This window comes from Campylobacter sp. TTU_617 (assembly GCF_016599045.1).
Classification (GTDB): domain Bacteria; phylum Campylobacterota; class Campylobacteria; order Campylobacterales; family Campylobacteraceae; genus Campylobacter_D.
Map to the genome: position 1 here is coordinate 1 of NZ_JAENKV010000023.1, position 9,317 is coordinate 9,317.

The following is a 9,317-nucleotide window of genomic DNA, read 5'->3' on the forward strand; positions in this document are numbered from 1 at the left end:
AAGCCATAAATTTAAAATGTTATTATCTATTTTTTTAATATCTTTAAAAACAAAAGTAAGTTGTTTTTGTGTAAGAAAATCCATAGCTTTTTTAACGCTATTGCAGTTTTTGATTTATAAATCACTTCACTTTCACTTTATATAAACAATGTATCCTTTCTCAAATATTTTAATTAAGAAAGGTTCATATGAAAAAAATTTTTTTATCTTTGGTTGTAGGGACTGGAATACTTACAAATCTTTTAGCTGATGGCATTAAGATACAAGGAAGCATTGCAGAAATTTATGATAACAATAAAACATTATTAATTGATACAATCCATGGCGGACAAATGGCGATTAAAATTTTACCAAACACTGAAATTGATATGGATAACTGCGGTCTATTTGGAATGGATAAAAAAGGTATGTTTAAAGATCTTAAAACAGGAGATTTTTTAGAAGCTAAAATTTATTATATGTCATCATCAGCTACCCCGTCCAATACAGCAATTCCTACTGCAAGAAAAATAGAAATTGAATGTCGTAAAAAAGCTTATTAATTTTGATAATAAAACCTAAAAGGTTTTATTATCTTGAAAATTTTTAGGCAAACTTTCCACATAAATACTTCTACTTGGAAAAGCAAAACTCAACCCATTCTTTGCAACTATTCTCATAAATTCTAACATTAAACTTTGCCTTGCATTTCTAAAATCATCTGATTTAATAGCTTTTGTATAAAAATAAAGTTCTATATTTATACTACTATCAGCAAATTCACTCAAAGCCACGTGGCAAGAATTTTTATATCCTTCCAAATCATTGATAGAAACTAAGTTTTGACGATATTTTATTTTTGTATCGCCGTATTTTAAAGCATTATCATCTACTTGAGCCACTAAAGGACTTTTTCTTAAAAATTCTTTCAAATCATTTACACAAGATTCTAATTGTTCTGGAGTTGCATCATAAGTTACACCAAGATACATTCTTATATGACGCCCCATTTTTCTTTTACTCCAATTTTTAATATTAGCACCCATAATAGTTGAATTTGGCAAAAAAACTAAAGAATTATCAAAAGTTCTTATGGTTGTCTTTCTAAGTCCTATTTCAACAACCGTTCCCTCAATACCTGAAATTTCTATCCAATCACCTTGATTAAAGCTATTATCAAATAAAAGCAAAATTGAAGCAAAGAAGTTTGCAATGATATCTTTTGCTGCTAAAGCAACAGCTAATCCACCAATTCCCAAAGAAGCAATAATAGCAGAAATATTAAAACCAAGTTGAGCTAGTATAAAAAGTAAAGCTATAATGATAATAACAAAATATAAAATTTTAATGATTAAATTTACAACTTCTTTTTTATCACTTTTTTTAGCTAAATTTGCCACCAAAACGATACCATATCCATCTAAAATATTAAGAACAAGCCAAGCAATAAGCGTAGCATAGACTATATAAAAAAGATTTGTAAGATCAAAAGAAACGGGAGCTGGATAAAAAGCTATAGTTAAACAAACACTAATAGCATAAACAATAAGCAAAAATCCTACAGGTTTTTTAATATTTTCAATAAAAATTGTTTTAACTTCATTAGCTTTTGCTTTATTGCGATAAATTAACTTTACCAACAAAAAATAAACTATTTGAGAAAAAATTTTCCTTAACGAAAAGAAAAAAGCAAGAGTTAAAATTGAAATAACAATTTTTCCTGTATTTACAAAATGAATATTTGCTATTTCATTAATACGATCAATCCAATTTTGAAGCCCCAAAACACTAAAAAGATAATTGCTTTCAAGTAAATTTGCATTTACTCTTAAATATTTTAAAATTTCATTATAAGAATTAATTGTATTGGAAATTACTTCTTCTTTATGTAATATTTTTTCCATTTCATTAGGATTAGTGATTTTTGTTCTATAAATACTCAAATCCATGCTAAGAGTTTTTTGTAAATCATTCATTGCATCATCAATAACACTTATGATACTTTCACTATCTGCGGCACTTTTAAAAAGATTTTCTAAACTCAATAAAGAAGAATAAAAACTTTCAACGATATCCAAATAAGCTAAATTTAAAGCCGTATCTACATAAACAAAACTTTTATCACTACTACGTTTTAAAGTATCTTGCAATTGCTGTTTAGTTTTTAAAAAAGATTCTGTAGCTTTTTCATTTATTTTTTGGCTTACAATTACGCGTGGAATTTCTGAAAGAATTTCTTTTTTTCGCTCTTCAAGCTCTTTTAGAATACCACTATATATACTTGCATTAGAATCTGTAAATTTTTCGTATTCTTTAATTTGTCTGTTTAATTCTACAAATTTCTGAGATAATGTATAAACGTTTTTTCCATTTAAAATACTTTTATTGATATCAATAAATTTAAAATCATCATTTGCAAATAAATTTAAAATAAAAAAACATAAAATTAACAAATTTCTCATAAAACTATCCTTGAATTAAAGTAAAAACTTTAGATTTAAAATTGTATTCATAAATTTCACCTGTTTCAATGATGTAATACCAAGCGTGAATTTCCAATCTACCCTCTTCAAAAGATTCCAAAACACCAGGATAAGTTAAAATATTCTGCAAGGAATTAATCAAATTAAGTTTTTCCGTCAACCATGAACGCATAGCATGGTCTTTAGAAAACTTTAAAACATCTTTTTTAATATCTTTAAGAAGAGTAAGCCATTTCTTAACATTAGGCATTTTATCAAGCTCTTCTTTAGGATAATAAAGAGCACTACAACCACCACAATTACTATGTCCACAAACAACTATATTTTTAATATGCAATGAATTTAAAGCATACTCAATTGCAGAAGTTGAAGCTAAAAAATCATCTCCTACACGATAAGGAGGAATAATATTTGCGATATTTCTTACCACAAAAAGTTCTCCAGGACCTGTATTGGTAATTAAATGTGGTATAACACGCGAATCAGAACAACCTATAAAAAGCGTATGAGGATTTTGTTTATTTTTTAAACTTGCAAAAAGTTCTTCGTGTTCTTTAAAATCTTCTTGCATAAACTTTATAGCGCCTTTAATAAGATCTTTCATACATATCCTATTTATAAACTATGAAAATCAAATTATATCAAAAAACTATCATACAAATCTAAATCTTTTTACTTTTGATTAAAACTTATTTGATAAATTTATGTTTTTAATTCTTAGAGTTAAAATAATTTTTTGGAGGATATAATGAGTCTTTATGATAGAGATTATTTAAAATCTAAAGAGCTTGAAACAAGCTACTCAAGCCAACTAAGTATTTTTATCAAGCAAACTTATCAACTATTTGCAGCATCTTTATTGGCAGCTAGTGTTGGTGCTTATGTTGGAATTTTTGCTTTAGCATCTTTTTTTATACAATCTCAAGCAACTTTTTGGATTCTTTTCATTATTGAAATAGGACTTCTTTTTGCATTACAATGGAAAAAAAGAGAAGCTCCGTTAAATTTAATTTTACTTTTTGGATTTACTTTTTGTTCAGGTCTTACTTTAACGCCTTTATTAATTTCTGTTCTTGCATTGCCAGCAGGTGCTATTATAATAGCTCAAGCTTTTGCACTTACAACCATTGCTTTTGGTGCTTTAAGTATTTTTGCTATGAATACAAAAAAAGATTTTACAACAATGGGAAAAGCTTTATTTATAGTTCTTATTGTTATAGTGGCGGCAAGCTTATTAAATATTTTTATTAAAAGTGATATTGTAAGTCTTGCTATTTCATCGATTGCTGCGATTTTATTTTCTTTTTATATTCTTTATGATACTCAAAATATTATTCGTGGAAACTATGAAACTCCTATCGAAGGTGCTGTAGCGCTTTATCTTGATTTTGTAAATCTTTTTGTAAGCTTACTTAATATTCTAAGAAGTTTAAATAGTCGTTAATTTGTGGGAATTTTCCCACAAAATTCTTGATAATTTCAAATCTTTTCAAGTTTAAATAAGTTAAAATATTTTCTTAAACAATAATCACAAATTTAGGAAAAAATATGACAACTCTTTTAATCGTATTACAATTTATCATTGTTGTTGTTATTTGTATAGCTGTTTTACTTCAAAAAAGTTCAAGTATAGGACTTGGGGCATATAGCGGAAGTAATGAAAGTTTATTTGGAGCAAAAGGTCCTGCAGGATTTTTAGCAAAATTTACCTTTTTTATGGGGATTATATTAATAGCCAATACCATAGCTTTAAGTTATATCTATAACACTTCTTCTGGAGATTCTTTAGCTGAAAAAATCACCATTAAAAATAATTCAAGCATTCCAAATCCACCTATGAGTGTTGTCCCTTCTATACCAACAAATAACGAAAATAATATTACTAAATAAAGGATTTAAAATGTTAAATGAAATTTTTAACAAACAAAAAGCTCATTGTGAAAAAAGCTTAGAATCATTAAAAAAAGACTTTACTACCCTAAGAACAGGTAAGGTTAATATCCACATTTTAGATCATATACAAGTAGATTATTATGGAAATTTAACACCTTTAAATCAAGTTTCAACTATTTTAGCCAATGATGCTTCTACTATAAGCATTACTCCTTGGGAAAAATCTATGCTTAAAAATATAGAAACTGCTATATCTGCGGCCAATATAGGGGTAAATCCTAACAATGATGGCGAAAGTGTAAAACTCTTCTTTCCTCCTATGACAAAAGAACAAAGAGAAGAAAATGTAAAACATGCCAAAGCTATGGGAGAAAAAGCAAAAATTGCTATAAGAAATATACGCAAAGATGCAAATGATAGTGTAAAAAAAATGGAAAAAGACAAAACCATTTCAGAAGATGAAGCTAAAAAAGCTTATGATGAAGTGCAAAAACTCACAGATCTTTACATAAATAAAGTAGATGAAAGCGTAAAAAATAAAGAATCAGAACTATTAAAGGTATAAACTATGAATTTAGAACAAGTTTATAAGGATTGCAAAGCTTTATTAGAAGGGCATTTTTTATTAAGCTCAGGCAAACATTCTAAATTCTATTTACAAAGCGCAAAAGTTTTAGAATACCCTAACAAAGCTCAAGAACTTTGTGATGAATTAGCAAAAATAATCTCTCAATATTCTATAGAATTTGATTGTATTTGCTCTCCTGCTCTAGGTGGATTGCTAGCTGGATACGAACTAGCAAGATCTTGTAATAAACGTTTCATTTTTACAGAAAGAGTAAATGGAGAAATGACTTTAAGACGTGGTTTTGAAGTGAAAAAAAATGAAAAATTTATTATTTGTGAAGATATTATTACAACAGGAGGAAGTGCTTTAGAGAGTGCAAAAATCATAGAAAGTTTAGGTGGTAAAGTAGTAGCTTTTGCTGCTTTGGCAAATCGTGGTTTTTGTGCTGTAAAAAATTTAAATACAAAAGCAAAAGAAAATGCAAAACTTCCAAATAATACTCCTCTTTTTACCTTAGGAAATTTTGACTTTGAAATTTATGATAGTGATCAATGCCCACTTTGTGATCAAGGTAGCATAGCTATCAAGCCTGGAAGTCGTGGAAATTAATGAAAGAAAGAAAAATTAAAGCAAAAATCGCTTCACGCTTTTTGCGTTTTAAAGCTTTAACTATAGATATTTTTTTGCTTTATGTTCCAATTTTATATTTATTTTATTTTATTTTAGGCTCTAAAGATGCTTTTTTACAAAATGGCATTGTTACAACCCTTTGCCCTTTGCTTTTTGGCTTTATACAAGCTTTATTTCTAGCAAAATCTGCTCAAAGCCCAGGTTTAAAAGCTTACGATCTTTATTTAATGGATTTAAAAAGTGGTAAAAAGCCTAAATTTTTAAAAATAATATTAAGATATTTTATATTTTTTATAAGCTTTGGAATGCTAATAGGATTATTTTTTAGCTTTTTTAGGAAAGATGGTTTAAATTTACATGATATATTAACAAGAAGTTGTATTATAAAAAGAAAGGCTTAACAATGAAAAGAAAAAGAATTTACAATCCAAGCTCAAACGAAACTTTAAATGATAGAAAAGTTTTTGATGGAAATCCTCACGGGATTTTAAATTTTACCAAAGCAAAATACACTTGGGCTTTAAAACTTTGGGATGTTATGGAAGCAAACACTTGGTTTCCAAAAGAAGTAGATACCACTAAAGACGCTCTTGATTATCGTTGCAACCTTACTGCAGCTGAAAAAAGAATGTATGATCTTGTATGGTCTCAACTTATTTCTATGGATAGTTTTCAAACCAACAATTTAGCTGATAATATCAACCCTTACATTACAGCTCCTGAAATCAACGCTGTTTTAGCACGTCAAGCTTATGAAGAAGCAAATCATTCAAAATCTTACGCTGTTATGGTAGAAGCAATCTGTGATAATACCGATTTAATCTATGAAATGGAAAAACACGATGACACTTTAAGAGAAAAAAATGATTTTATTTCAGGAATTTATGAAGAATTAGCAGGCGATGTAGATGATAACAAACTTCTTTTAGCTATGGTAGCAAATCAAATTTTAGAAGGAATTTATTTTTATAGTGGCTTTACTGCGATCTATGCTTTAGCTAGAGCAGGTAAAATGCTAGGATCTGCACAAATGATTCGTTTTATCCAAAGAGATGAAATCACTCATTTGCTTTTATTTCAAAATATGATTAATTCAACACGCAAAGAAAGACCAGATCTTTTTAACGATAAAAATATCAATAAAATTTATGAAATGTTTAAAAAAGCTGGAGAGCTTGAAATCAAATGGGGAAAATATATCACTCAAAATCAAATTATGGGCTTTACAGATGATATTATAGAAGAATATATCCATTATTTAATTGATCAAAGATTACTAGCAATCAATCTTGATAAAATCTACAACGCAAGTCATCCTATCAAGTGGGTAGATGATTTTTCTAAATTTAATGATCAAAAAAGCAATTTCTTTGAAAGCAAAGTAACCAACTACTCAAAAGGTAGCATAAGCTTTGATGATTTTTAATCAATGAAAGAACAAAAAAAACAAAATTTAGCCTTGCTTTGTGATTTTTATGAATTCACAATGGCGCAAGGCTATTTTTTAAAAAAATTAGAAAATGAACTTTGTTATTTTGAAGTTTTTTTCAGAAAAGTGCCAGATAATGCTTCTTTTGCTATATTTGCTGGACTTGAGAGTGTTTTAGAATTTATTGAAAATTTACATTTTGATAAAGAAGATATAGAATTTTTAAGAAAACAAGAAATTTTTTGTGAAGAATTTTTAGAATATCTAAGCCGTTTTAAATTTATGGGCACGATTTATTCTGTGAATGAAGGTGAAATTATCTTTCCAAATGAACCTTTAATGATCATTAAAGCAAACCCTATAGAAGCGCAACTTTTAGAAACCTTTCTACTTTTAAATATCAATCACCAAAGCCTTATTACCACTAAAGCAAATCGCATAAAAAGAGTAGCGCAAAAAGCGCTTGTTTTTGAATTTGGTGCGCGTAGAGCTCATGGAAGCCAAGCAGCTATTAATGGGGCAAGATCAGCTTATATAGCTGGTTTTGATGGAACTTCTTGCACTTTAAGTGCTAAAATTTACAATATAAAAGCCATAGGAACTATGGCACATTCTTGGATACAAATGTTTGATAATGAATACGAAGCTTTTATAAATTATCTTAAACTTTATCCTAATCAACCCATTTTACTCATTGATACTTATGATGTAAAAAAAGGACTTTTAAATGCCATTAATGCTTTTAAATCTTTAAATATCACAAAAGGTGCAGTGCGTTTAGACTCTGGAGATCTTTTAAATTTAAGCAAATTTATAAGAAAAGAACTCGATCTTGCAGGATTAAAAGAATGCAAAATTATCGCTTCAAATTCTTTAGATGAATTTATCATAAAAGATTTGGTTTCAAATAATGCCCCTATTGATGCTTATGGAGTAGGAGAAAGACTTATAACCGCAAAAAGCGATCCTGTATTTGGCTGCGTATATAAACTTGTAGCAATACAAGAAAATGAAGATATCAAACCCAAAATCAAAATAAGCGAAAACTCTCAAAAAACCATTTATCCGCACTTAAAAAAACTTTATAGAATTTATGATAAAAACTCCAACAAAGCTCTTTATGATAAACTTTTAATATATGATGAAAAAATCATTATCAAAAAAGAATATTACGCAAAAGAACTTTTAAATTTAGTATTTAAAAATGGAAAAAGAATTAAAGAAAAAAAAGACTTAGAAGAAATTAGATCTTATCTTACACAAGGACTCAAAACTTTAGATTTTAAGTTTTTAGCATTAAAATCTAAAACAAAATATAAACTTAAATTTTCAAATAAACTTTTAAAAATCAAAAATTCTCTAATAAAATAATTTGAGAATTTTTCAAGCATAATTTTTTTTGCTACAATTTTTTTTAAATTTAAGGAGTAAAAATGAATGCATTTGAGCAAAAACGTGTAAAAACTATGGCTGAAGAAATTGCTAAAAAGATCTTTATCAACGAAGAGCTTTTTAATGCCTTTTGTGAAGTCCCACGTGAAATTTTTTCCCCGCTAAAAGCTCACGCATACCGCTTAGATGCTTTACCTTTGGCAAATTCTCAGTGGATAAGCTCTCCTTTAACCGTTGCAAAAATGACTATGGCACTAAATTTCAAAGATGCTGATAGTGTTTTAGAAATAGGATGTGGTAGTGGCTATCAAGCAGCAATTTTAAGTCGCATTATAAGAAGAGTTTTTACAATCGAACGCATAGAAAATCTTGCCAAAAGTGCTTCAAATACTTTTAGAACTTTAGGTTTTAGCAATATCAATGTGCGCTATGATGATGGGCAAAATGGCTGGAAAAATTATGCTCCTTATGATAGAATTTTATTTTCAGCTTATGCTACTTCTATACCAGAAATCATACTTGATCAACTAAGCGATAATGGGATCTTAGTAGCTCCTATACTTCAAAATGGAAAACAATACATCACAAGATTAACTAAAAATGGAACCTCTTTACAAAAAGAAATTTTAGAAGAATGCTTATTTGTGCCTGTTTTAGACGGAAAAGAGTGATTTTAAGCCCAATTTAGCTCTCAAGATTGATTGTGCTTCTTTATTTAATGCTAATGGAACAGGTTTAAATTTAAGAGATGGACAAGGTATTTGGGTATCTTATGCAGATGCAAAATACTCTACAAATAAAGTAGGCGCAAGTGCTTTTGATGCAAATTTAAAACAAAATCAAACAGCAGCATTTTGGGGAAATGGTGATCAAAAAACAAAATTAAGCATAGTTTTAAATGGTGTAAAAATAGAAAATGAAAATATAACAAGTATAGATGAGG

Annotated in this window: 12 protein-coding genes and 1 pseudogene; 10 read left to right on the forward strand and 3 right to left on the reverse strand. The window is 28.2% G+C overall.

What is annotated here, in order from left to right; genetic code table 11:
• A partial coding sequence (locus tag GQV94_RS07830; protein ID WP_442778710.1) for a hypothetical protein occupies positions 1-84 on the reverse strand: 84 nt, incomplete at its 3' end.
• Positions 85-188: 104 nt separating this feature from the next.
• Between GQV94_RS07830 and GQV94_RS07330 the strand changes: the two genes are divergently transcribed.
• Entirely contained in the window at positions 189-542 is a 354-nt protein-coding gene (locus tag GQV94_RS07330; RefSeq protein WP_200170402.1) for a hypothetical protein, read from the forward strand.
• A 15-nt stretch (positions 543-557) separates the two neighbouring features.
• On the opposite strand, the gene GQV94_RS07335 is transcribed toward GQV94_RS07330, so the two are convergent.
• Positions 558-2,441: a mechanosensitive ion channel family protein gene (locus GQV94_RS07335; protein ID WP_200170403.1), complete on the reverse strand. Its 1,884-nt coding sequence runs from the start codon at positions 2,439-2,441 to the stop codon at positions 558-560.
• A gap of 4 nt (positions 2,442-2,445) precedes the next feature.
• The gene (locus GQV94_RS07340; RefSeq protein WP_200170404.1) at positions 2,446-3,066 is read right to left on the reverse strand and encodes a carbonic anhydrase; all 621 of its coding nucleotides are present in this window, start codon (positions 3,064-3,066) and stop codon (positions 2,446-2,448) included.
• Positions 3,067-3,210: 144 nt separating this feature from the next.
• Between GQV94_RS07340 and GQV94_RS07345 the strand changes: the two genes are divergently transcribed.
• The 9 genes and pseudogenes from GQV94_RS07345 to GQV94_RS07835 all read left to right on the forward strand — a co-directional run.
• Positions 3,211-3,906 (forward strand): Bax inhibitor-1/YccA family protein, encoded by a 696-nt coding sequence (locus GQV94_RS07345; RefSeq protein ID WP_200170405.1) that lies wholly within the window; start codon positions 3,211-3,213, stop codon positions 3,904-3,906.
• A gap of 104 nt (positions 3,907-4,010) precedes the next feature.
• Positions 4,011-4,352: a preprotein translocase subunit SecG gene (secG, locus tag GQV94_RS07350; RefSeq protein ID WP_200170406.1), complete on the forward strand. Its 342-nt coding sequence runs from the start codon at positions 4,011-4,013 to the stop codon at positions 4,350-4,352.
• A gap of 10 nt (positions 4,353-4,362) precedes the next feature.
• A complete protein-coding gene (frr, locus tag GQV94_RS07355; RefSeq protein WP_200170407.1) occupies positions 4,363-4,920 on the forward strand; it encodes a ribosome recycling factor in 558 nt (185 codons plus the stop codon).
• Between the two features lie 3 nt (positions 4,921-4,923).
• A complete protein-coding gene (pyrE, locus tag GQV94_RS07360; protein WP_200170408.1) occupies positions 4,924-5,532 on the forward strand; it encodes an orotate phosphoribosyltransferase in 609 nt (202 codons plus the stop codon).
• Positions 5,532-5,954, forward strand: a complete 423-nt coding sequence (locus tag GQV94_RS07365) for an RDD family protein (RefSeq protein WP_200170409.1) — start codon at positions 5,532-5,534, stop codon at positions 5,952-5,954. The genes pyrE and GQV94_RS07365 overlap by 1 nt, the downstream gene beginning before the upstream one ends.
• 2 nt (positions 5,955-5,956) lie before the next feature.
• Positions 5,957-6,979 (forward strand): ribonucleotide-diphosphate reductase subunit beta, encoded by a 1,023-nt coding sequence (locus tag GQV94_RS07370; protein ID WP_200170410.1) that lies wholly within the window; start codon positions 5,957-5,959, stop codon positions 6,977-6,979.
• Positions 6,980-6,982: 3 nt separating this feature from the next.
• Positions 6,983-8,353, forward strand: a complete 1,371-nt coding sequence (locus tag GQV94_RS07375) for a nicotinate phosphoribosyltransferase (RefSeq protein ID WP_200170411.1) — start codon at positions 6,983-6,985, stop codon at positions 8,351-8,353.
• A gap of 62 nt (positions 8,354-8,415) precedes the next feature.
• Positions 8,416-9,045 (forward strand): protein-L-isoaspartate(D-aspartate) O-methyltransferase, encoded by a 630-nt coding sequence (locus tag GQV94_RS07380; RefSeq protein WP_200170412.1) that lies wholly within the window; start codon positions 8,416-8,418, stop codon positions 9,043-9,045.
• 25 nt (positions 9,046-9,070) lie between these two features.
• Positions 9,071-9,317 (forward strand): annotated as a pseudogene (locus GQV94_RS07835) (hypothetical protein); the annotation flags it as partial.